Source organism: Nocardioides lentus, assembly GCF_039529515.1.
Taxonomy (GTDB): domain Bacteria; phylum Actinomycetota; class Actinomycetes; order Propionibacteriales; family Nocardioidaceae; genus Nocardioides; species Nocardioides lentus.
The window spans coordinates 1-22,685 of sequence record NZ_BAAAMY010000005.1; the positions used below are offsets into that span (position 1 = coordinate 1).

Annotated in this window: 23 protein-coding genes; 10 read left to right on the forward strand and 13 right to left on the reverse strand. The window is 75.2% G+C overall.

The features are described 5' to 3' along the window. Both ABD158_RS10890 and ABD158_RS10895 read right to left on the reverse strand, forming a co-directional pair. The coding region (locus ABD158_RS10890) for a hypothetical protein (protein ID WP_344007035.1) at nt 1-556 on the reverse strand (556 nt) is incomplete at its 3' end. Further along, nucleotides 553-1,371 (reverse strand): PP2C family protein-serine/threonine phosphatase, encoded by an 819-nt coding sequence (locus ABD158_RS10895; protein ID WP_344007038.1) that lies wholly within the window; start codon nt 1,369-1,371, stop codon nt 553-555. The genes ABD158_RS10895 and ABD158_RS10890, both read right to left, overlap by 4 nt. A 24-nt stretch (nt 1,372-1,395) precedes the next feature. Here ABD158_RS10895 and ABD158_RS10900 point away from each other — a divergent pair, with 24 nt between their 5' ends. The 8 genes from ABD158_RS10900 (at nt 1,396) to ABD158_RS10935 (ending at nt 9,703) form a co-directional block, all read left to right on the forward strand. Continuing rightward, a complete protein-coding gene (locus tag ABD158_RS10900) occupies nt 1,396-3,729 on the forward strand; it encodes a helicase-associated domain-containing protein (RefSeq protein ID WP_344007040.1) in 2,334 nt (777 codons plus the stop codon). Nucleotides 3,730-3,738: 9 nt separating this feature from the next. Next, a complete protein-coding gene (locus ABD158_RS10905; protein ID WP_344007042.1) occupies nt 3,739-5,388 on the forward strand; it encodes a DNA repair helicase XPB in 1,650 nt (549 codons plus the stop codon). Between the two features lie 21 nt (nt 5,389-5,409). Continuing rightward, the gene (locus ABD158_RS10910; protein ID WP_344007044.1) at nt 5,410-5,970 is read left to right on the forward strand and encodes an LOG family protein; all 561 of its coding nucleotides are present in this window, start codon (nt 5,410-5,412) and stop codon (nt 5,968-5,970) included. Nucleotides 5,971-6,086: 116 nt separating this feature from the next. After that, on the forward strand, nt 6,087-6,347 hold the full coding sequence (locus tag ABD158_RS10915; protein ID WP_344007046.1) for a hypothetical protein: 261 nt from the start codon (nt 6,087-6,089) through the stop codon (nt 6,345-6,347). Then, nucleotides 6,347-7,732: a DUF4331 domain-containing protein gene (locus tag ABD158_RS10920; protein WP_344007048.1), complete on the forward strand. Its 1,386-nt coding sequence runs from the start codon at nt 6,347-6,349 to the stop codon at nt 7,730-7,732. Before ABD158_RS10915 ends, ABD158_RS10920 begins: the two co-directional genes overlap by 1 nt. Next, the gene (locus ABD158_RS10925) at nt 7,732-8,127 is read left to right on the forward strand and encodes a hypothetical protein (protein WP_344007050.1); all 396 of its coding nucleotides are present in this window, start codon (nt 7,732-7,734) and stop codon (nt 8,125-8,127) included. The genes ABD158_RS10920 and ABD158_RS10925 overlap by 1 nt, the downstream gene beginning before the upstream one ends. Nucleotides 8,128-8,189: 62 nt before the next feature. Continuing rightward, entirely contained in the window at nt 8,190-9,065 is an 876-nt protein-coding gene (locus ABD158_RS10930) for an oxygenase MpaB family protein (RefSeq protein WP_344007052.1), read from the forward strand. Further along, nucleotides 9,062-9,703 (forward strand): HD domain-containing protein, encoded by a 642-nt coding sequence (locus ABD158_RS10935; RefSeq protein WP_344007054.1) that lies wholly within the window; start codon nt 9,062-9,064, stop codon nt 9,701-9,703. The genes ABD158_RS10930 and ABD158_RS10935 overlap by 4 nt, the downstream gene beginning before the upstream one ends. Before the next feature lie 15 nt (nt 9,704-9,718). Here the strand turns inward: ABD158_RS10935 and ABD158_RS10940 are convergent, their stop codons facing one another. Next, nucleotides 9,719-10,663 carry a S66 peptidase family protein gene (locus ABD158_RS10940; RefSeq protein ID WP_344007056.1) on the reverse strand — a complete coding sequence of 315 codons (945 nt, stop codon included), beginning with the start codon at nt 10,661-10,663 and terminating at the stop codon, nt 9,719-9,721. Then, nucleotides 10,660-11,355: a copper homeostasis protein CutC gene (locus ABD158_RS10945; RefSeq protein ID WP_344007058.1), complete on the reverse strand. Its 696-nt coding sequence runs from the start codon at nt 11,353-11,355 to the stop codon at nt 10,660-10,662. The genes ABD158_RS10940 and ABD158_RS10945 overlap by 4 nt, the downstream gene beginning before the upstream one ends. Before the next feature lie 64 nt (nt 11,356-11,419). On the opposite strand from ABD158_RS10945, the gene ABD158_RS10950 reads away from it, so the two are divergent. Further along, on the forward strand, nt 11,420-11,791 hold the full coding sequence (locus ABD158_RS10950; protein WP_344007972.1) for a hypothetical protein: 372 nt from the start codon (nt 11,420-11,422) through the stop codon (nt 11,789-11,791). A 10-nt stretch (nt 11,792-11,801) separates the two neighbouring features. On the opposite strand, the gene ABD158_RS10955 is transcribed toward ABD158_RS10950, so the two are convergent. Further along, nucleotides 11,802-12,563: a GntR family transcriptional regulator gene (locus tag ABD158_RS10955; protein ID WP_344007060.1), complete on the reverse strand. Its 762-nt coding sequence runs from the start codon at nt 12,561-12,563 to the stop codon at nt 11,802-11,804. 127 nt (nt 12,564-12,690) lie between these two features. Here ABD158_RS10955 and ABD158_RS10960 point away from each other — a divergent pair, with 127 nt between their 5' ends. Next, a complete protein-coding gene (locus ABD158_RS10960) occupies nt 12,691-13,299 on the forward strand; it encodes an alpha-ketoglutarate-dependent dioxygenase AlkB (protein ID WP_344007062.1) in 609 nt (202 codons plus the stop codon). Nucleotides 13,300-13,374: 75 nt separating this feature from the next. On the opposite strand, the gene ABD158_RS10965 is transcribed toward ABD158_RS10960, so the two are convergent. The 8 genes from ABD158_RS10965 to ABD158_RS11000 all read right to left on the reverse strand — a co-directional run bounded on the left by ABD158_RS10965 (nt 13,375) and on the right by ABD158_RS11000 (nt 22,679). After that, nucleotides 13,375-14,139, reverse strand: a complete 765-nt coding sequence (locus ABD158_RS10965; RefSeq protein WP_344007063.1) for an SRPBCC family protein — start codon at nt 14,137-14,139, stop codon at nt 13,375-13,377. Nucleotides 14,140-14,143: 4 nt separating this feature from the next. Beyond that, the gene (locus ABD158_RS10970; RefSeq protein ID WP_344007065.1) at nt 14,144-14,998 is read right to left on the reverse strand and encodes an FAD binding domain-containing protein; all 855 of its coding nucleotides are present in this window, start codon (nt 14,996-14,998) and stop codon (nt 14,144-14,146) included. After that, nucleotides 14,995-17,466, reverse strand: a complete 2,472-nt coding sequence (locus ABD158_RS10975) for a xanthine dehydrogenase family protein molybdopterin-binding subunit (RefSeq protein ID WP_344007067.1) — start codon at nt 17,464-17,466, stop codon at nt 14,995-14,997. Before ABD158_RS10975 ends, ABD158_RS10970 begins: the two co-directional genes overlap by 4 nt. Then, the gene (locus tag ABD158_RS10980) at nt 17,463-17,939 is read right to left on the reverse strand and encodes a (2Fe-2S)-binding protein (RefSeq protein WP_344007069.1); all 477 of its coding nucleotides are present in this window, start codon (nt 17,937-17,939) and stop codon (nt 17,463-17,465) included. The genes ABD158_RS10975 and ABD158_RS10980 overlap by 4 nt, the downstream gene beginning before the upstream one ends. 124 nt (nt 17,940-18,063) lie before the next feature. Then, nucleotides 18,064-19,338 (reverse strand): transcriptional regulator, encoded by a 1,275-nt coding sequence (locus tag ABD158_RS10985; RefSeq protein ID WP_344007071.1) that lies wholly within the window; start codon nt 19,336-19,338, stop codon nt 18,064-18,066. A gap of 143 nt (nt 19,339-19,481) precedes the next feature. Beyond that, the gene (locus ABD158_RS10990; RefSeq protein ID WP_344007073.1) at nt 19,482-20,627 is read right to left on the reverse strand and encodes an XdhC family protein; all 1,146 of its coding nucleotides are present in this window, start codon (nt 20,625-20,627) and stop codon (nt 19,482-19,484) included. Beyond that, a complete protein-coding gene (locus ABD158_RS10995; protein ID WP_344007075.1) occupies nt 20,620-21,756 on the reverse strand; it encodes a vWA domain-containing protein in 1,137 nt (378 codons plus the stop codon). Before ABD158_RS10995 ends, ABD158_RS10990 begins: the two co-directional genes overlap by 8 nt. Next, a complete protein-coding gene (locus tag ABD158_RS11000; RefSeq protein WP_344007077.1) occupies nt 21,753-22,679 on the reverse strand; it encodes an AAA family ATPase in 927 nt (308 codons plus the stop codon). The genes ABD158_RS10995 and ABD158_RS11000 overlap by 4 nt, the downstream gene beginning before the upstream one ends. Nucleotides 22,680-22,685 lie beyond the last annotated feature (6 nt).

The following is a 22,685-nucleotide window of genomic DNA, read 5'->3' on the forward strand; positions in this document are numbered from 1 at the left end:
CACCGGCGGCGCCGGCGGCACCGGCGGCCGCCACCGCGGCTCCGGCGGGGGAGGCGCTCCCCGGCGCGTCGTCGGCCGCAGCCGTGGTGCGGTCGGGGGCCGGGGTCTCGACCCGGGACACCCGGACCAGGCCCGACAGCACGGTCATCGGCTCGGCCGGGGCGGGCGCGTCGGTGTCGTCGTCGGCTCCCGGCACCTCGAGCACGGTCGCGGTGACGCCCGTGACCGTCCGCTCGACCCAGGTGCCGGCGCCGGCGGCCCCGACCTCGACCGGACCGTCGGCGGTCTCGAACGTCGCGCGGGCGGCGCCGCGGACCACGACGCGGGTCGCGTCGTCGGTGTCGGCCACGAGCAGGAAGCCCGGGAGGTCGCGCAGACCGGTGGCGATGAGGGCGTCGAGCACCTCGTCGAAGTCCGCGCCGTCGTCGAGCAGCTCCCACAGGGCCGCCACCCGTCGCTTCTCGGTCGGCGGCAGCAGGACCGCGGCGGCCTCGCCGAAGATCCCGAACCACGCGCCCGGCAGGTAGGAGCGGCGTCCGCTCTCGTCAACGCTCACGGCAGTGCCCCCAGCTTCTCGTGCAACGACTCCCGCTGACGCTCGGCGTCGTAGGAGCCCTCGTCGTCGTCCCATCCCACCACATCGACGACCACCGCCGTGGCGTTGTCCGTGCCTCCCGCCTCGACGGCGGCGGCGACCACCCGGTCGGCCGCGTCCCGGGGGTCCTCGGCGGCGAGCAGGATCGCCTCCAGGGTGGCGTCGTCGATCAGGCCGCTGACCCCGTCGGAGCACAGCACCAGCCGGCGCGCGGCCCCGAGGGGCAGCAGGAAGAAGTCGGGCTGGAGCGGCTCGGGCCCGCCGAGCGCGCGCGTCACCACGTGCCGCTCGGGGTGGCGGGCCGCCTGCTCGTCGGTGAGGCGCCCGGCGTCGATCAGCTCCTGCACCACGGAGTGGTCGACGCTGACCTGGTCGAGGCGCCCCTCGAGGAGCTTGTAGACCCGCGAGTCCCCGAGGTTGGCCAGGAGCCACTTCGGGCCCTCGTCGTCCTCGACGACGAGGGCCACGACGGCGGTGGTCCCGGCGTACCAGGGTCCCGGCACGTCGGCGCGGGCGCCGTAGTCGCGGATCCGCTCCTGCGCGGCCTGCAGGGTGTCGCTGACGGCGGCGGCGCCGCGGCGCGGGTCGTAGCCGGCGTCGGCGAGCCGCTCGAACTCCTCGACGACGATCCGGCTGGCCACGTCCCCGCCGGCGTGACCGCCCATCCCGTCGGCGACGACGAACACGGGCGCCGCCGCGAGGTAGGAGTCCTCGTTCACCTCGCGGACCAGCCCGACGTCGGTGGCGGCGCCGAAGTGCAGCCGCACGCCGCTCACGTCGGCCTCGCTACCGTGGTGAGGATGTCCACCGAGCCCCCGTCAAGCGCCGGCCGCACCCTCGCGGACCGGCTGCGCTCCTGGCCGCCCGAGCGGCTGGCGCGGCTGATGGGCGAGCGCACGGACCTGGGGACCCCGGTCCCCGCGGACTCCGGCCAGCTTGCGTCACGGGCGGCCACCCGAACCTCCTTGCTGCGTGCGCTCGACCTGCTCACGTCGGCCGAGCTCCTGGTGCTGGATGCCCTCGTCGTGCTCGGCGAAACCTCCGAGGACGACCTGGTGGCGACCATCAACGCAGATCCTGCCGCGACACGGGCGGCGGCGCACCGTCTCGAGGACCTCGCCCTGGTCTGGGAGGCCCCCCAGGGGCTGCGTCCGCTCACCGCGGTCGTCGAGCTCGTCGCGTCCGGCGCGGCGGGGCCGGGCAGCGGGCTGCTGCCCGTCTCTGTCCCCCGGACCCCGCCCGCCGACGTCGAGGCGGCGCTGGCCGGGTTGTCCCCCGAGGCCGACCGGGTCGTCCGGGTCGTCGACGCCCACGGCGGGCGCGGCACCACGCAGGGTGCGGGCACCGGCGGTCCGACCGACGAGGACGGCCCGGTCGCGGAGGCCCTGCGGGCCGGCGTCCTCCGCGTCGCGGCCCGGGAGCGGGCGTCCGGCACGGTCGAGCTGCCCGGCGAGTACGGGCTGGCCCTGCGGGGCGGTCGGACCACCACCTCGCCGGTCGACGTGGTCCCGGCGCTGGACCTCGGCGAGCGCGAGCAGCGCCTCGTCGACCGGACCGCGTCCGGTGCCGCGGCCGAGTCGGTGCGCCTGGTGGAGGCCGTGCTCGAGGCCTGGGGCACCGACCCGCCGTCGGTGCTGCGCAGCGGCGGCCTCGCGGTGCGCGACCTGCGGGCCACGGCCCGCGACCTCGGCACCGACGAGACCGTCACCGCCCTGCTGCTCGAGGTCGCCGGGTCCGCCGGCCTGCTGGCCCAGGGCGCCGACCGCGGCGGGGACGCGGCCTGGCTGCCCACCCCGGCGTACGACGCGTGGACGGCGCGCACGACCGCGCAGCGCTGGTCCGAGCTCGCCGCGGCCTGGCTCCGATCCTCGCGGGTGCCGGGGCTCGTCGGCTCCCGCGACTCCGCCGGCAAGGCGTGGAACGCGCTGGTGCCGGAGCTGTCCAGCAGCCTCGCCGTCGAGACCCGCCGCGCCGCGCTGGCCGAGCTGGCGGCCCAGGACGAGGGCGCCGTGCTCGTCGAGGTCGAGACGCTGGTCGCCCGCGTCGGGTGGCTGCGCCCGCGCCGGCCCCGCCTGCGCGAGGACCTCGTGCGGTGGACCCTCGCCGAGGCCACGACCCTCGGCCTGTGCGCCCTCGGCGGGATCGCGGGCCCCGCCCGCGCGCTGCTGACGGACGGCCCCGACGCCGCGGCGCGCGCGCTCGACCCGCTGGTGCCGCCGCCGGTCGAGCAGGTGCTGGTGCAGGCCGACCTGACCGCCGTCGCGCCCGGCCCCCTCACCGCCGAGGTGGCCCGCGACCTCGGGCTGGTGGCGGACGTGGAGTCCTCCGGCGGCGGCGGCGTGTACCGCTTCACCCCCGCCTCCGTGCGCCGTGGCCTCGACGCCGGCTGGAGCCGCGACGAGGTGCACGACTTCCTCGCCCGCGTCTCGGCGACCGGGGTGCCCCAGCCGCTGTCGTACCTCGTCGACGACGTCGCCCGCACCCACGGCCGGGTGCGGGCCGGTCGCGCGTCGGCCTTCCTGCGGGCCGACGACGAGGCCACGCTCGGCGAGCTCCTCGCGCTCTCGCGCACCGCCTCGCTCGGCCTGCGGCGGATCGCGCCGACGGTGCTGGTCACCGACGTCGAGATCGACGAGCTGGTCCTGACGCTGCGCGACCTCGGCGCCTCCCCCGTCGTCGAGGCCCACGACGGCACGGTGCGCGTCGTGCGTCCCGACCGCCAGCGGGCCCGGGTGCCGCGGACCCGCCCGGCGGGTCAGGCGGGCTCCCCCGGGGCCGGCGCCGCGCCCGGGGAGACCGACGCCGTCGCCGAGCGCGAGCGGTGGGAGGCGGCCGCGCAGGCGGTGCGGGCCGGTGACGCCGCCGCGGCGCAGCGGCCCGCGGGGGTCGCCCCGCTCTCGCCCAGCGGGAGCCTCGCCGCGCTGCGGGAGGCCCTCGAGGCCGGGGTGTCGGTCCACATCTCCTACGTCGACTCGCACGGCGCCAGCACCCAGCGCCACGTCCGTCCCCGCAAGGTCGAGGGCGGCACCCTGACGGCCTGGGACCACCGCGTGGCGGCGCCCCGGACCTTCGCGGTCCACCGGATCACCGCGGTCGCCCGGTCGCGTGAGGACGCCGCGCCCAGCGGTTCGTAGGCTTGGCGGGTGAACGACGGCCCCCTGATCGTCCAGTCGGACAAGACGCTGCTGCTCGAGGTCGACCACGAGCGCGCGAGCGAGTGCCGCAAGGCGATCGCCCCCTTCGCCGAGCTCGAGCGCAGCCCCGAGCACGTGCACACCTACCGGCTGACGCCGCTGGGCCTGTGGAACGCCCGCGCCGCGGGCCACGACGCCGAGCAGGTCGTCGACGCCCTGATGGAGTTCTCGCGCTACGCGGTCCCCCACGCCCTGCTGGTCGACGTCGCCGAGACGATGGCGCGCTACGGGCGGTTGCGCCTCGACAAGCACCCGCTGCACGGTCTGGTGCTGACCACCACCGACCGGCCGGTCCTCGAGGAGGTGCTGCGCGCCAAGAAGGTCGCCGGGATGATCGGCGAGCGCCTGGACCCCGACACGGTCGCGGTCCACGCCTCGGAGCGCGGCAACCTCAAGCAGGCGCTGCTCAAGATCGGCTGGCCCGCGGAGGACTACGCGGGCTACGTCGACGGCGAGGCGCACCCGATCGCCCTGGAGACCGCCGACTGGCAGCTGCGTCCCTACCAGGAGGAGGCCGCCGAGTCCTTCTGGCACGGCGGCTCGGGCGTCGTGGTGCTGCCCTGCGGCGCCGGCAAGACCCTCGTGGGCGCGGCCGCGATGTCGCGGGCCCAGGCGACGACCCTGATCCTGGTCACCAACACCGTCTCCGCGCGGCAGTGGAAGGACGAGCTGGTCCGGCGCACGACGCTCACCGAGGACGAGATCGGCGAGTACTCCGGCACCGTGAAGGAGGTCCGTCCGGTCACGATCGCGACCTACCAGGTGCTGACCACCCGCCGGAAGGGCGTCTACCCGCACCTCGAGCTGCTCGACGCCCGCGACTGGGGCCTCATCGTCTACGACGAGGTGCACCTGCTCCCCGCGCCGATCTTCCGGATGACGGCCAACTTGCAGGCACGCCGACGCATCGGCCTGACCGCCACCCTGGTGCGGGAGGACGGCCGCGAGGGGGACGTGTTCAGCCTGATCGGCCCCAAGCGCTACGACGCCCCCTGGAAGGACATCGAGTCGCAGGGCTGGATCGCCCCGGCGGACTGCGTCGAGGTGCGGGTCTCCCTGCCGGACGCCGAGCGGCTGGCCTACGCCACCGCCGAGCCGGAGGACCGCTACCGGCTCGCCGCGTGCACGGCCCAGAAGACCCGGGTCGTCAAGGAGCTGGTGGCCCAGCACCCGGCGGCGCCGACGCTGGTGATCGGGCAGTTCATCGACCAGCTCGACGAGCTCGCCGCCTCCCTCGACGCCCCCGTCATCAAGGGCGAGACCTCGGTCAAGGAGCGCCAGCGCCTGTTCGAGGCGTTCCGCTCCGGCGAGGAGCGGCTGCTGGTGGTCTCGAAGGTCGCGAACTTCTCCATCGACCTGCCCTCGGCCGAGGTCGCCATCCAGGTCTCCGGCTCCTTCGGCTCGCGGCAGGAGGAGGCCCAGCGCCTGGGCCGGCTGCTGCGCCCCAAGACCGACGGGCGCACCGCCCGCTTCTACACGGTCGTCTCGCGCGACACCGTGGACGCGGAGTTCGCCGCCAACCGGCAGCGTTTCCTCGCCGAGCAGGGCTACGCCTACCGCATCGTCGACGCCGAGGACCTCCCCCGGCTCGAGCAGTAGCCGCCCTGGCAGGATCGCGGCATGGCGCTGGGTGCGGTGGCGGTGTTCTGCGGGTCGAGCCCGGGCACGGACCCGGCGTACGCCGAGGCGGCCCGGCTCGTCGGCCGGACCCTGGCCGAGCAGGGCACCACGCTCGTCTACGGCGGCGGCCGGGTGGGTCTGATGGGCGTCGTCGCCGATGCGGCCCTGGAGGCCGGCGGCGAGGTCGTCGGGGTGATCCCGGGCGGGCTGTTCGCGGCCGAGGTCGCCCACACGGGTCTCACCCGCCTGCACGAGGTCGGCTCCATGCACGAGCGCAAGCAGCTCATGGCCGACCTGGCCGACGCGTTCCTCGTGCTGCCCGGCGGCGCCGGCACCCTCGACGAGGTCGCCGAGCAGTGGACCTGGGCCCAGCTGGGCATCCACGACAAGCCCAGCGGCTTCCTCGACGTCGGGGGCTTCTGGCGGCCGTTGCACGCCATGCGCGAGGCCATGCTCGAGGCCGGCTTCGTCGCCGCCGACGCCGCGGGCGTGGTCACCTTCGACGCCGACCTGACGTCGCTCCTGGCCCGTCTCGCGCGCCCCGCCCGCGGTCCGGTCTAGACCGTTCCGCTCCTCCGCGGATCCGGTCCCATCCGATGACCCGGGTGGCTCCGAATGCCCTGTGGCCCGGATCACCCACCACCCGTGCGCGCGTGCGCCCGGAAGACGGAGGAACCATGAGCGACACCAGCAGGAGAAGCTTCATCGCCGCGGGGGGTGTGGGCGTGGGAGCCCTCGCCATCACCGGCGCCGGCGCGTTCACCGCGTCCGCGTCCGCGTCCGCGACCCCGAGCGCGGACCGCGCCAAGGAGCGCGTCGTCGCGTTCGTCCCCGACCACACCACCGACGAGCTGCACCTGCTCGTCGACGAGCGCGAGGTCGTCGTGCACGACCGCGACCTCGTCGTCCGCCTCCTCAACGCCGCCGGGAGCCGCTGATGTCCAGCCACCGCGAAGCACCGGAGATCAGCCAGGACCCGGCCGCCGACAACACCGACGTCTACGCGTTCGTGTCGCCGGACAAGCCGGACACCGTCACGATCATCGCCAACTTCCTGCCCCTCCAGCAGCCGTACGGCGGCCCGAACTTCTACGAGTTCTCCGACGACGTCCGCTACCGCATCCACATCTCCAACCAGGGCACGGCCCAGGGCGACCTCATCTACGAGTTCCTCTTCGAGACCACCGTGCGCAACCCGGACTCCTTCCTCTACAACACCGGGCCGATCGAGACCCTGGACTCGGAGAACTGGAACCGGCCCCAGACCTACACGATCACCAAGATCGAGAACGGGCGCCGCAGCGTCCTCGGTCGCGGGCTCCCGGTCCCTCCGGTCAACGTCGGTCCGCGCAGCACCCCGAACTACGGGGAGCTGGCCCGCTCCGCCCGCCGCCTGCGCAACCGGACCTGGTTCTTCGCCGGCCAGCGCGCGGACGCGTTCAACGTCGACCTCGGCAGCATCTTCGACCTCGGCGCGCTGCGTCCGTTCAACGAGGCGCACCTGATCCCGATGGCCGCCATGGACGGCGTCAACTCCGTCCAGGCGACCAACGTGCACTCGATCGCGATGCAGGTGCCGATCGACATGATCACGCGGTTTAAGAACCAGCCGACCAACCGGTTCAGCCCCCACGCCACCGTCGGCGTCTGGGCCACCGCGTCACGCCGCCAGTCCCGCATGCAGGACCCGGCGACCGGCACGTCGGTCGGCACCGGCCCCTGGGTGCAGGTGTCCCGGCTCGGCAACCCGCTGGTCAACGAGGTCCTCATCCCGATGGGCCAGAAGGACCGCTGGAACGCGGGCCGTCCGGCGGCCGACGCGGCGTTCCGCGAGTACGTCGACTCCCCGGAGCTGGCCCGGCTGCTGCCGGTGCTCTACCCGGACGTGTTCCCGAACCTCGCGGCCTACGACAAGCCGCGGGCGGACCTGAACGCCATCCTGCACACCGGCATCCCGCGCGGGGTGGTGCCGGAGTTCCAGAACTTCACCGGCGCCACCCAGGCCGACATGCTGCGGCTCAACGTGGCCATCCCGCCGACCCAGCCCGAGGACCAGAACCCGTTCGGCGTGGTCGGCGGCGACCTCGCCGGGTTCCCCAACGGCCGTCGGGTCAACGACGACATCGTGGGCATCGAGCTGCGCGCCGTCGCCGGGGTCACGATCCCGCTGGTGGACCCGGAGTACACGCCGGACGAGACCGCCTCGCAGCTCACGGACGGCACCCAGTCCGCGGCGCCCGGCACCGACTCGTTCCCCTACCTGCAGGACCCGAGCGGGGGCTACCAGACCCGTCCCGGGACGGTCGACGAGGGCGAGAACTGATGTCCGGCGCCGGCGCGGTGGAGAACCCGCACGCCGGCACCGGCTCGGTGCTGCTCGACATCGGTGGGGACGTGGGCGCGCTGGTCGTGCACGTGCCGGAGTCGATGACCGGTGACGAGATCGAGATCCACCCGGCGGGCACCGACCTGGCCGCGCTGCGCGAGCCGCACGACCACGGGCACGGGCACGGGCACGGCCATGACCACGGGCACGCGCACCACCAGCCGCACGTCGCGGTGGTGCAGCGGCCGACGGCCTCCGGGCCCCGGCCGAGCCTGGTCTACCCCGAGGTCACCGAGGGGTCCTGGGTGCTGTGCCCGGTCGGCGGGACCGAGGCGGTCCTGACCGCCGAGGTCCGCGGTGGTGCGGTCACCGAGGTGAGCTGGCCCGCCTGACGGCGGGCCGAAGGCTGCGGACCCCCGCCCGGGTGGGGCGGGGGTCCGTACGCTCGGACGACATGGACGCGATGCGCGACCGGCTCGGGCGGATGATCTTCGACCGCGTCGCCGGACCCGACGGACCCCAGCAGCGATCACGGATCCACGACACCCCCGGACCGCGGTGGTTCGAGCCCGGCAGCCCGATCCACCAGGTGCACGGCGACGCCTCGATGTTCATCGGCGGCATCCGCGCCGTGCTCCTGCAGACGATGCACCCGGTCGCGATGACCGCGGTCAGCGAGAACTCCGGCTTCCGCGTCGACATGTGGGGCCGGCTGGCCCGGACCAGCACCTTCCTCGCGGTCACCACCTTCGGCCCGGCCCGCCACGCCGAGCAGGCCGTCGCCGCGGTGCGCCGCATCCACGACCGCGTGCGGGGCACGATGCCCGACGGCACGCCGTACGTGGCCTCCGACCCGCACCTGCTGGCGTGGGTGCACGCCGCCGAGGCCGAGAGCTTCCTGCTGGCCCACCAGGTCTACGGCGCCGAGCCCCTCGACCAGGCCGGCCGCGACACCTACGTCGCGCAGATCGGCGAGGTCGGCGCGCGGCTCGGGGTCGTCGACCCGCCCTCGACCGAGGCCGAGCTGACGCAGGTGCTGGCCGACTTCCGCGGCGAGCTGCGCGGCACGACCCACGCCCGGGAGGCCGTGCGGCACCTGATCTGGCACCCGGACCTCCCGCTCGCCGCGCGGGCGCCGTACGGCGTGCTCATGGCGGCCGGGATCGGCCTGATGCCCTGGTGGAGCCGGCTCCCGCTGCGGCTGCCGCTGCTGCCCGTCACCGAGCGGACCGCCGTGCGCGGGGCCGGCGAGCTGGCCACCCGCACCATCCGCTGGGCGATGTCGCCGCGCGAGGTCGCCGTGGCCGACCCGGTGCACCCGGCCTCGTGAGCGCCGCGCCCGGGGCGGGGGCCCACCCGCACTGGCCGCTGCCGGGGGCCGCCCGCCTGCGCGACGAGCTGCTCGCGGCGTGGGGGGCGACGGACCGCGGCTACCACGACCGGCGGCACCTCGCGGAGGTGCTCGCCCGCCTCGACGAGCTCGCCGACGCCGGGGAGCCCTTCGACCCGGTGACGGTGCCGCTGGCCGCCTGGTTCCACGACGCCGTCTACGCGCGGGGCGCCGACGACGAGGCGCGCTCCGCGGCGTGGGCCAAGCGCGCCCTGACCGACCTCGGCCGGGAGGGCCCCGGCACCGGCGGCGCCGCGGAGGTGGCACGGCTGGTGCTCCTCACCGCCGCGCACGCCCCCCGCCCCGACGACACCGACGGCGCCGCGCTGTGCGACGCCGACCTGGCGGTCCTCGCCTCGACCCCGCGCCGCTACGCCGAGTACGCCGCCGACGTGCGCGCCGAGTGGGCGCACGTGTCCGACGCCGACTTCGCCGCCGGGCGCGCCGCCGTGCTGCGCGACCTCGTGGCACGGCCCGTCCTGTTCACCACCTCCCACGCCCGCCGCACCTGGGAGCGCACCGCCCGCGCCAACGTCGCCGCCGAGCTGGCCCGCCTCGCCCGGCCCGGGCCGGCCTGACGCCGACGGCCGGGGTCAGCCCCGCGGGTCCGCCGGGCGTCGCGCGAGCCGCCCGCGGGGCGTGAGGGTCCCGGCGTCCCCGTCGAGCGCGACGGTCGCGCCGAGCAGCAGCGCGGCGCTGTCGGGCTCGTGGCCGAGCGGGAGGTCCGTCACGACCGGCACCCCGAGCGCGCCCAGCTCGTCGCGGACCAGGGCCCGCACCTCGTCGGGGTCGCCGCAGTCCGTCAGCTGGCCCACGGCCACGCCCAGGACGCCGTCCAGCCAGCCCGAGCGCCGCAGCTGCGTCAGCGCACGGTCGAGCCGGTAGGGCCGCTCCCCGACGTCCTCGAGCAGCGCGACGGCCCCGCGGGCGCCCAGGACGCCGGGCGCACCGGCGCCGGCGGCCAGCACGGTGAGGTTGCCCCCCACCACCGGGGCGAGGGCAGTCCCCGGCGCCCCGGGCCGGCCCTGCATCGGCGCCGCCACCGCACCGGTCACCACGGCGCGCAGCGCCTCGCGGGCCGTGGGCCGCAGGCCGGGCAGGGAGGCCACCCCCGCGCCGTGGACGCCGGCCAGGCCGAGGCGGGCGCCGAGCACCTGGTGCAGGGCGGTCACGTCGGAGTAGCCCACGAGCAGACGCGGGCCGGCGTCCGCCATCGCGTCCAGGTCGAGCCGGTCGAGGACCCGGTGGCTGCCGACCCCGCCGCGGGCGGTCCACACGGCACGCACCTCGGGGTCGCACCAGGCGTCGACGAGGGCGTCGGCGCGCGCCTCGTCGGTGCCCGCGAGCCAGGGCGACCGTGCGGGGGGCAGCGACGCGGGCGGACGCACCCGCAGGCCCCACGCACGCAGGATCGCCGTGCCGGCGGCGACGCGCTCGCCCGACGCCGGACCGGCCGGTGCGACGACGGCGACCAGGTCGCCGGGCGCGAGCGCGGGCGGGGCGAGCAGCGGCGCGCGGGCCGGCGCGGTGGTGCTCACCGCGCCAGGTCGTCGAGGAGCAGCCGGAACGAGCGCACGAGGCCCGCGTCGACGTAGGCGCGCGGGGAGCCGCCGGGGCGCACCTCCGCGCCGAGGTGGAACTGCCGGACGCCGGCGCGGAGGAACCACGGCAGCTGCTCGGCCAGCAGCCCCGTGCCGGGCATCAGGACCGCGGCGGTCGCCGGGTCGTCGCGGGCCGCGGCGAGCAGGTCCTCGAAGCCGGCGCCGAGCCCGCGCGGTGAGCCGGCGGACCAGATCGCGTCGAGGCCGGGCAGGCCGCGGGCCCGGCGCAGCGAGCGGCGGGGGTCCAGCGTGGCGTCCACGGCCCGGTGGAACGTCCAGGGCACCTCGGGGAGCCGTGCGACGAGCTCCGCGCAGGTGGCGGTGTCGACCTCGAGGTCGGCGTCGAGGAAGCCGAGCGCGAAGCCGGCGGCCCCGCGGGCGACGTAGTCCTCCCCCAGGCCGACCAGCCGGGCGGCCTCGCCACCGGTCGTCGTCCAGGAGTCGTTCAGGCGCAGGACGACCCGGACCGGCACGCCGTCCGCGGCCCGGCACACGCCGGTGAGGGCCGCCGGCTCCGGCGCCAGCTCCTCGGCCCCGACGAGGAGCAGCCGGTCGGCACCTCCCTCGAGCGCGCCGGGCACGTCCCGCTCGTGGTGGACCGCCACCTCGAGCAGCGGGGCGTCGGCCATGGCGACACCCTAGGGCGCGACGCCGGTGGCGACGGGCTGCGACGCGGTTGCCCGGCGCGTCATGATGGGAGCCGTGGAGGATGTCGTGCTCGAGTCCCGGGCGTTGGTGCTCGCGGACCTGGAGGCCCGTCGGATGGCCGACCCGTTCGCGGTCTCGGCCCTCGAGGACGCCGTGGCCTCGCGCCGGTGGTGGGTCGAGCAGTGGCCCGAGGGGGCGGCGTACGTCGCCGGCCTCGTGGCCCAGGACGTGCAGGACGCCCTCCTCGACGACGTCGGCCGCTGGCCCGTCTGCGAGGGGTGCGACGACGCGCCGACCCACCCCCTGCACATCTCCCCCGAGCTGGGCGGACCCGACCCGGTGTGGGTGTGCGAGGAGACCGGGTCGGTCGTGGCCGCCCTCGGCGGGCTCGCCGCCTGGACCCCGCCGCCGCGCTAGCGGCGGCGGCTCACCACTCGGCGGGGCTGCGCGACCAGTGGGTGTAGCGGTCGGCGCGGTACAGCGAGCGCGCCGCGACCACCGGGCGTCCGGCCGCGAGGCAGCGACGGGCCACCCGCAGGACGGGGGCGGCGCGCGAGATGCCCAGCTGCTGCGCCTCCGCCGGGCTCGCGAGGTCGGCGGCCACGGAGTCCTCGGAGGCCACGGGGCGCAGCCCGCGGGCGGCGAGGGCGTCGAAGAGGCTCGTCGGCGGCCGGGCGGGGTCGAAGTCCGGCAGCGCCGCGACGGCGAACCAGGCGTCCTCGACGGCCATCGGGCGCGCGTCCGCGAGACGCAGCCGCCGCCAGTGCCACACCTGGTCGGTCGCGGTGATGCCGAGCGCCCGGGCGACCCCGGCGGAGGCGGGACCGGCCTGGGCGTGGAGGGTGCGCGAGTCGGCCGCCATCTGGCGGTGGCGCATCTCCTCGGTGAAGCTCCGCAGGCCCCCGGCGGCCTCGCGGCGCTCGGCCACGAAGGTGCCGCGTCCCGGGACGCGGTCGAGCAGGCCCTCGGCGACCAGCGCGTCGAGCGCCTGTCGGACCGTCATCCGGGCCACCCCGAACCGGGCGACCAGCTCGCGCTCCGAGGGCATCGGGGCGCCGGCGACCAGGCCCTCCGCGAGGCTGCGGACGAACTCCCGGACCTGCACGTGCTTGCGCGAGCGGTCGTCGGTGACCCGGGGACCCGGGAGTCCCACCGCGGCCGTGGTCCGCTCGGGCAGCGTGTGCGTCATGAGCAGACCGTAGGCGAGCGCGCGGCGGATCGCGCCGAACTTGCACGTCTCTTGCGCCATTGCTGAGCCGTCGGCGAGAACACCGTTCTCCGAACACATGTTCGACGGATTCTGCTACCGTGACGACGTGGACGTGCAGGGTTCCCTCTTCGCCGAGGCGCCGGCCGACCGACGCCCGGCCCCCGAGCGCCGCGTGCTGTCGTCGGGCGCCTGGATCGACGTCGCGCGGTCCTGGCTGACCGAGCCGGACGGGGTGTTCGACGCGCTGGTCTCACGGGTCCCCTGGCGCGCGGAGCGGCGCGAGATGTACGACCGGGTGGTCGCCGTGCCGCGGCTGCTGCACACGTACGGCGCGGGCGAGGCCCTCCCCCACCCGGCTCTGCTCGCCGCCCGCGAGGCGCTCGACGCGCAGTACGCCGCGGAGCTCGGCGAGCGGTTCGCGACGGCCGGCTGCTGCTTCTACCGCGACGGGCGCGACTCGGTGGCCTGGCACGGCGACCGCATCGGGCGCGGCGCCACCCACGACACGATGGTCGCCATCGTCAGCGTCGGTGACCCCCGGCGGCTCGCGCTGCGCCCCCGCGGCGGCGGGCCCTCGATCGCGGTGGAGATGGGCCACGGCGACCTGGTGGTCATGGGCGGCAGCTGCCAGCGGACCTGGGAGCACGCCGTGCCGAAGGCCGCCCACGCCGGGCCGCGCGTCTCGGTGCAGTTCCGCCCGCGCGGCGTCCTCTAGCGCCGGGCCCGACCCACCCGACGACAGCGACGCCGGCCCCCCGTGGCGAGACGGGGGACCGGCGTCGGGGTCAGGCTACCGGCGTCGCACGATCCAGAGGATCAGGGCGAGGACGCCGAGGCCGCCGGCGAGCTGCGGCCCGTAGGAGCGGAGCAGGACCGGCAGCACCGTCGCGCCGAGGTCGAGCGCCTCGTCGTCGGCGGCCTTGTGCGAGCCGCCGGCCGGCCCGGGACCGGTCCCGGGTCCCGCCGAGGGCCCGGGGGCCGCCGCGAGCCGCTCCTGGGTGTCCGCGCCGGCGCGTGCGTCGGCGGCGGCGACGGGCTGCGGCGCCGGCGACGTCGCGGAGGCGTCGGCCCCCGAGGCGTCGGCCCCGACCTCGGTCACGGCCTCCGGCTCGGCCGCGAACTTGCCCTCCAGGCACTCGACGAACTTGCCGAGCAGCTTGTCGGACACGTCCTGCATGACCCCCCGGCCGAACTGCGCCGGCTTGCCGGTGATCTGCAGGTCGGTGACGACGTTGACCACCGTCGCGTCGGGCCCGGACTCCCGCAGCGTGGCGACGACGTCGGCGCCCGCCGTGCCGTTGCCGCGCTTGTCCTTGCCCTTCGCCGCGATGACCATCTTGTGGGCGGCCTGGTCCTTCTCGGTGAAGGTCCCGGTGCCGGAGTAGACCATCGCGATCGGCCCGAGCTTGACCTTCACGGTGCCGTTGAAGGTGTCGCCCTCGACCGACGTCACCGCGGCGCCCGGGAAGCACGCGCCCACGGACTCGATGTCGTCCAGGACCCGCCAGGTCTCGTCGATCCCGGCGGGCACCGTGAACTCGTGTGTCAGCTGCACCCGATCACGCCCCCGCGGCGGCCAGGACGGCCCGGCGGGTGAGGACCCCGGCCAGGTGGCGGCGGTAGTCGGAGTCGCCGTTGAGGTCCGCGGGCGGGTTCGTGCCCTCGGTGGCGTGCGCCGCCGCGGCGGCCACCGCCTCCTCGGTCGCGGGCTGACCGACGAGGGCCTGCTCGACCGCGCGGGCGCGGATCGGCGTGTTGCCCATGTTGGTCAGCCCCACCCGCGCCTCGGCGATGGTCCCGCCCTCGGCGCGGACCGCGGCGGCGACCGCGACGATCGGCCACTGGTGGGCGACGCGCACGAACTTCTCGTAGTGCGCCCCCCAGCCGGTGTGCTTGGGCACCCGGACCTCGGTGAGGATCTCGTCCTCGCCGATCGCCGTCTCGAAGAGGTCGACGAAGAACTCGTCGGCGTCCACGGTGCGGGTGCCGGACGGCCCCGCGATCACGAACTGCGAGCCCAGGGCGATGGCCGGTGCCCCCAGGTCGCCGGCGGGGTCCGCGTGCGCCAGGGCGCCGCCGAACGTGCCGCGGTGACGGATCTGGGCGTCGGCCAGGTGGTCGACGGCGCGGGAGATCAGCGCGGCGTGCTCGGCGACCAGCGGGTCCTTCTGCACGGCCGCGTGCGGGGTCATCGCGCCGATGACGATGGCGTCGCCGTCGTCGCGCACCCCCCGCAGCGCCTCGATGCGCCCCAGGTCGATGATCATCTCGGGGGCGTTCAGCCGCAGCCGGAGCACCGGCAGCAGGCTCTGGCCGCCCGCGATGATCTTCGCCTCGTCGCCGTGCTCGGCCAGCGCGGAGACGGCCTCCTCGACGGTGGTGGGGGCGAGGTAGTCGAACTGTGCGGGGATCATGCGCCCGCTCCTTCCGTGCTGGCGGTGCCGGCCTCGTCGGTGTCGAAGTGCGGCATCGCCGCGCCCTCGGTGGCGGGGCCGCCGGTGCCGGCCCCCTGGATCGCCTTCCACACCCGCTCGGGCGTGCACGGCATCTGGATGTCGTTGACCCCGAGGTGGCGGATCGCGTCGACGACCGACCCGACGACCGCCGGGGTCGAGGCGATGGTGCCCGCCTCGCCGACGCCCTTCGTGCCGAGCGTGTTGGTGATCGAGGGGGTAGTGGTGTGGTCGATCTCGTAGTTCATCGTGTCGGCCGAGGTGGGCAGCAGGTAGTCCACGAACGAGCCGGACACGAGCGTGCCGGCCTCGTCGTACACCGCCTCCTCCCACAGCGCCTGAGCGATGCCCTGCACCAGACCGCCCTGGACCTGGCCGGAGACGATCAGCGGGTTGATCACGTTGCCGATGTCGTCGACGCAGACGTACTTGCGCATCTTCACGGCACCGGTCTCGGTGTCGACCTCCATGGCGCACAGGTGCGTGCCGTGGGGGTAGTTGAAGTTGATCGGGTCGTACGTCGCCTCGGAGTCGAGGCTCGGCTCCATGCCGTCGGGCAGGTTGTGCGCGGTGAACACGGCCGAGGCGATCTCACCGATGGCCAGCCCCTGGTCGGTGCCCCGCACCGAGAAGCGGCCGGCGGAGAACTCGATGTCCTCGACGGAGGCCTCGAGCAGGTGGGCCGCGACGGGCTTGGCCTTCTCGATCACCTTGTCGGTGGCCTTCACCAGCGCCTCACCACCGACGACCAGCGACCGCGAGCCGTAGGTGTCGAGGCCCTTGGAGGCGATCTGGGTGTCGCCGTGCAGCACCTCGACGTCGTCGAAGGACACGCCCAGGCGGTCGGCGACGATCTGGCTGAACGCCGTCTCGTGGCCCTGGCCGTGGGCCGAGGCGCCGGTGACGACCTCGACCTTGCCGGTGGCGAGCATCCGCACGGTCGCGGACTCCCAGCCGCCGGCGCCGTAGTTGAGCGAGCCGAGCACCCGGGAGGGGGCCAGGCCGCACATCTCGGTGAAGGTGGAGATGCCGATGCCGAGCTGGACGGTGTCACCGGCCTCGCGGCGCCGCTTCTGCTCGGCCCGCAGCTCGTCGTACCCGAACATCTCGAGGGCCTTGGCGGTCGCGGCCTCGTAGTTGCCGGTGTCGTACTCGAGACCGGCGACGGTGGTGAACGGGAACTCCTCGTGCTTGATCCAGTTCTTCTCGCGCAGCTCGATCGGGTCCATCCCGATCTCCGCGGCGAGCTCGCTCATGATCCGCTCGATCCCGTACGTCGCCTCGGGACGGCCGGCGCCGCGGTAGGCGTCGGTCCACGTCTTGTTGGTCAGCACGGTCTGGCAGTTGAACTGGTACGCCGGGAACTTGTAGATCGCGTTGAACATGAACGCGCCGAGCACCGGCACGCCGCCGCCGACGAGGGACACGTAGGACCCGAGGTCGGCCAGCAGGTCGACCTTGAGGCCGGTCACCGTGCCGTCCTTCTCGGCCGCGAGCGTCAGCTTCTGCCACTGGTCGCGTCCGTGGTGGGCGGAGACGAGGCTCTCCGAGCGGGTCTCGGTGTACTTGACCGGCTTGCCGAGCCGGTTGGCCAGGCAGAAGGTCAGCCACTCCTCGGGCGTGGTCTGGAGCTTGCCGCCGAAGCCGCCGCCGACGTCGGGGGCGATCACGCGGATCTTGGACTCCGGCACCCCGGTCGTCGCGGCGAGCGCGAAGCGCAGGATGTGGGGGATCTGGGTGGCCGACCACATCGTGATCTGCTCGCCGGAGGGGTCGACCACCGTCGACCGCGGCTCCATGAAGGCGGGGATCAGGCGCTGCTGGCGGAACTCGCGCTCGATGACGACGCCGTCGGTGCGGGCCTTCTCGATGGCCGCCTCGACGTTGCCGCCGGTGCCGGCGCCCTCGGAGTCGAACTGCCAGAAGGCCGACTTGTTGGTGCCGAGCTCGGGGTGCGCGAGCACCTCGTCGGCCGCGGCCTTCTTGAGGTCCAGCGCCGCGGGGAGCTCCTCGTAGTCGACGTCGACGAGCTCGGCGGCGTCGCGGGCTTCGGCCTGCGTGCGCGCGACCACGACGGCCACGATCTCGCCGGCGAAGCTGACGCGGTCGGCGGCCATCGGCAGGTGGGTGGGGGTCACTTGGTCCTCGGTGATGGCCCAGGCGTTGATCAGCACGCCCTGGCTCTCCCCCAGGTCCGCGGCGGTGAAGACGCCGACGACGTTGGTCGCGGCCTTCGCCTCGGAGGTGTCGATCCCCGTGATCCTCGCGTGCGCGAAGGGGCTGCGCACCATCGCGAGGTGCAGCATCCCGGGCAGCGTGATGTTGTCGGTCCAGCGGGTGCGGCCGGTGATCAGCCGCTGGTCCTCCTTGCGACGGCGGTCGCGCCCGATCTCGGGGGCGACGTCGGGACGGTCCTCGAGCGTGGTCACGCGGTCACTCCTTCGGTCTGCCCGGACGCCTGCTTCACGGCGCGGACGATGTTCTGGTAACCCGTGCAGCGGCACAGGTTGCCCTCGAGGCCCTCACGGATCTCGGCCTCCGACGGGGTCGGGTTCTCCTCGAGCAGAGCGACGCTCTGCATGATCATCCCGGGGGTGCAGTAGCCGCACTGCAGCCCGTGGCAGTCGCGGAAGGCCTCCTGCACGGGGTGCAGGACACCGTCGGTCGCGAGGCCCTCGATGGTCTTCACCTCGCCGCCGTCGGCCTGCACCGCGAGCACGTTGCAGGACTTCACGCTGGTGCCGTCCAGGTGGACGGTGCACGCCCCGCAGTTGGACGTGTCGCACCCAACGACCGTGCCGGTCTTGCCGAGCTTCTCGCGCAGGTACTGCACGAGCAGCGTGCGGGGTTCGACGTCGTCGGCGACCTTCGCGCCGTCGACCATCATGGTGATCCTGGTCATTCGCACCGCTCCCTGGGGTCAGCTCCGTCGTGTGACGTGGGTTACGCCAGCGAACCTAGGTCCGCGCGGTTGGCGGAAGGTTGGGGCCGCCGGGGTCCGGGCGCGGCGTCCGGCCCGGCCGGCCTCAGAGGTCGCGCGTGGCGGCGAGGCGGCCCTTGAGCAGGGGCACGGCCGGGTGCGTGGGCCCGCCGTCGCGCCCGACGACGGCGAGGCAGTGCTCGACCACCTCCGCGTCGTACGGCGCGCGCTCGGCGTAGCGCAGCACGGCGTCGGGGTCGGGGCTCGCGAGCAGGGCCTCGCGCACGGCGACGGCGACGTACTCGGCGAGCTCGGTGAGGGCCGGCGAGTTCGTGCCGGGCAGCAGGTCGCCGCCGTACGCCTCGACGGCGTCGGCGACCCGGCCGGCGCGGATCAGGGCCAGCACGTGCTCGACGTCGGTGCTGACCGGCATGAGCAGCTTGTAGGGCCGCGACGCGAGCTGGCCGCCGAGGGCGGAGCGCAGGTGCGAGACCTCGGCCTTCAACGTCGAGAAGGTGACGCCCTGGTCGCCGTAGACGAGGGCGTGCAGCTGCTCGAGCGAGAGGCCCTCGGGGTGGAGCGCCAGCAGGGACAGGATCTCGGTCTGGCGGCGGTTGAGGAGCAGGCGCTGGCCGTCGAGGCGGATCTCGGCCGTGCCGAGCAGCGTCAGCACGAGGCCGGGGTCACCCGTGTCGTCGGGGCCGCGGCCCGCCGTCGGGTGGTGGGCGGAGCGCGGGATCGCGGACTCGATCAGCCGGGCCATGACCCGGGCGGTGGCGAGGCCGATCGGGTGGGTGCGGTCCCAGGTGGTCGACAGGTCGATGACGCCGAGCCGACGCCCGCTGACGGGGTCGACGACGGGGGCGGCCCAGCAGACCCAGCTGTGGACCAGGGGCGCGTAGTGCTCGGCGCTGAACACCATCGACGGCTGGGACAGCCGGTTGGCAAGGTCGAGCGCGTTGGTGCCGACCGAGGCGTCGTCCCACCGGCCGCCGGGCACGAAGTTGACGCTCTCGGCCTTGCGGCGCATCACGCGCCCGCCGTACGTCCACAGCACACGGGTGTCGGGGTCGGTCACGGCGAGGACGAGGTCGCCGTCCTCGGCGGTGCGCCGCAGCTCGTCCTCGACGGACTCGACGGCGACCTGCAGCGGGGAGTCCTTCCACAGCGAGCTGGTCTCGTCCTCGTCGGCGAGCGGGGCCTGCTCGATGTCGAGGCTGACCTGCGAGGAGCGCTGCCAGCTGCCGAGGATCTCGGGACGCACCAGCGGCTCCGCGGAGTCGCCGTGCTCGACGAAGCTGGTCCACGCGCTCACCGTCGCCCGACGCCGGTCGGTGAGGTCGGTGACGGACGCGTGCGTGGGCTCGAGCGGCGCGTTCACGTGACCTCCTGAGTCGCCCCGGCGTGACGTGGCTCACGGTAACCGACGACACCGAACGACCCCCGGGCCGTCCACCGCGCCGGTGACGGCCGGGCACCCGACTCGGCGCCCGGACGGCGCACACAGGTGCCGACTCGCGGGGGCTACCGGGCGGCGTCGGCGTGGATGCGGCCGTCGGTGGCGGCCAGGCGTCGCCCGGAGCCGCCCCAGCGGGAGGCGACGATCTCGGCGGCGATGGAGACGGCCGTCTCCTCGGGGGTGCGGGCGCCCAGGTCGAGGCCGATGGGCGAGGACAGCCGGTCGATCTCGTCGTCGCCCAGGCCCTTCTCGCGCAGGCGCTCGAGCCGGTCCTCGTGCGTCCGACGGGACCCCATCGCGCCGACGTAGCCCACCTCGGGCAGCCGCAGGGCGACCTCCAGCAGCGGCACGTCGAACTTCGGGTCGTGGGTGAGCACGGTGAGCACCGTGCGGCCGTCGACGCGGCCGGCGTCGACCTCGCCCTGCAGGTAGCGGTGGGGCCAGTCCACGACGACCTCGTCGGCCTCGGGGAAGCGGGTGGCGGTCGCGAACACGGGGCGGGCGTCGCAGACGGTGACGTGGTAGCCGAGGAACGAGCCGACGCGCGCCACCGCGGCGGCGAAGTCGATCGCGCCGAAGACCAGCATCCGCGGCTTCGGGGCCATGGCCCACACGAAGACCCGCATGCCCTCGCCGCGCCGCTCGCCGTCGGGGCCGTAGCCCAGCACCTCGCTGCGACCCGCCGCGAGGAGGCCGAGCGCGTCGTCGCGGACGGCGTCGTCGGCGCGGGTGCTGTCGAAGGAGCCCCGGACGTCGACCTCCTCCCCCGGCGCCCCGGGGCGCAGGAACATCCGGCGTCCGACCAGGGCGGGGTCGGGGTGCTCGATGACGACGGCGACGGCGACGGGGCGCCCGGCGTCGACGTCGGCCTTGACCTCGGCCAGCTCGGGGAAGGTCTCGCGCGAGACCCTCTCGACGTAGACGTCGAGGATCCCGCCACAGGTGAGACCGACGGCGAAGGCGTCGTCGTCGGAGACCCCGTAGCGCTGGAGCGACGGTGCGCCCGAGGCGACGACCTCCTGGGCCTCGGAGTAGACCGCGCCCTCGACGCAGCCGCCGGAGACCGAGCCGACGGCCGTGCCGTCGGGGCCCACCAGCATCGAGGCGCCCGGCGGGCGCGGCGCGGAGCGGAACGTCGCGACGACCGTCCCGACCCCGACCGTCTCGCCGGCCTCCCACCACGCGACCAGCTCGTCCAGCACCTCACGCACGGGCGACCACCTCCACCAGCTCGGCGTACGTCGCCAGCGAGTGGCCGGCGAGGAAGTCGTCGACGTGCGGGAGCACGGCCTGCACGCCGCGCTGCACCGGCTCGTAGCCCGCCTTGCCGCGGTGCGGGTTGACCCACACGACGCGGTGCGCGAGCCGCTGGAGCCGCGCCACCTGGCCGGCGAGCAGGTCGACGTCGCCGCGCTCCCAGCCGTCGGAGGCGATCACGACGACCGCTCCGCGCGCGAGCCCCGCCGCGCCCCAGCGGTCGGTGAAGGCCTGCAGCGACTCCCCCAGCCGGGTCCCGCCGGACCAGTCGGGCACCGACTCGCCGGCCGCGACGAGGGCGCGCTCGGGGTCGGCGTGGGCCAGCGCGCGGGTGACCCGCGTGAGCCGGGTGCCGACGGTGAAGACCTCCACGCCGTACGACGCCCCGGCCGGGCAGGCGGACACGAAGCGGTGGGCGACCCGCAGCAGGGCGTCGGCGTAGCCGCTCATCGAGCCGGACACGTCGAGCAGCAGCACGACCCGGCGCGGCTTGGTGCCGCGGCGGCGCCAGGAGATCTCGGAGGGCTCCCCCATGCGGCGCAGGCTGGCGCGCAGGGTCGCCGGGGCGTCGACCTCGCCGCGGTGCCAGGCCCGGTGCCGTGCCGTGCGACGTCGCGGCACGCGGCAGCGCAACGTCGCGAACATCGCCTCGAGGCGGGCCTTCTCCGACGGCTCCAGGGTGGCGACGTCGCGGTGGCGCAGCACCTCGGCCTCGCTGGCCCGGGCGCGGATCACGTCGTCGGTCATCTCGTCGCCGCCGCCGTCGCCGTCGGTCTCCGGGACCTCGGTCAGCCGGGGGGCGGGCCGCTCCTCGCGGGGGCGGCTGCGGGGGAGCTCGCCGCGGGGGTCGAACCACGTGTCGAAGACCTGGTCGTGGCGGTCCAGGTCGGCCGGGCCGCCGCACAGCGTCGCGTGACCGGCTCGGCGCACGCCCTCGGGGTCGCCGGCGTCGAGCAGGGCGACGGCCTCGAGGTAGCCCTGGGCGCGGTCCATGGTCACCGCGACCCCCGCCGCGCGCACCGCCCGGGTGAACCCCAGCAGGACCTCCTCGCCCGGGTGACGGACGGGCGCCGACGTGGTCATGCCGCGAGCATGCGGTCCAGGGCGGTCCGCACGCGGTCGGCGTCCTCGCGGTACTTCACCAGCGCCCCCACGGTGCGGGCGGCCGACTCGAGGTCGAGGTCGGTGGTGCCGAGCATCTGCAGCGCGCGGGCCCAGTCGAGGGTCTCCGCGACGCCCGGCGGCTTGAGCAGGCCCGCGCCGTCGCGGAGCCGCTGCACGGCGACGACGACCTGGCGGGCGAGGGCCTCGGCGACCTCGGGGGCGCGGGAGCGCACGATCTGGACCTCGCGCTCGAGGCCGGGGTGGTCGATCCAGTGGTAGAGGCAGCGGCGCTTGAGCGCGTCGTGGAGGTCGCGGGTGCGGTTGGAGGTGAGCACGACGACGGGCGGGACGGCCGCGGTGACGGTGCCGAGCTCGGGGATCGTGACCTGGTAGGTGGACAGCACCTCGAGCAGGAAGGCCTCGAACTCGTCGTCGGCGCGGTCGACCTCGTCGACGAGCAGGACGGCGGGGGCCTGCTGCAGCGCGGCGAGGACGGGTCGGGCGAGCAGGAACCGCTCGTCGTACAGGCCCTGCTCGGCCTCCTCGGCGCTCGCGCCCCCCGCCGCCTCCAGCGCGCGCAGGTGGAGGATCTGGCGGGGGAAGTCCCAGTCGTAGAGCGCCTGGGTGGCGTCGATGCCCTCGTAGCACTGCAGCCGCACGATCGGCAGCTCGAGGCTGGTCGCGATCGCCTCGGCCAGCGAGGTCTTGCCGGTGCCGGGCTCGCCCTCGAGCAGCAGCGGACGTCCCATCCGCAGCGCGAGCCAGACCGTGGTGGCCAGGGAGTCGTCGCCGACGTAGCCGGTGGCGGCGAGGCGGGCGGTGAGGTCCTCGACGCTCTCGACCCCGCGGGCGGCGTCGGAGGGCGTGGGGACCGTGCTCGACGGCGAGGGAGCGACCTGCATCACACC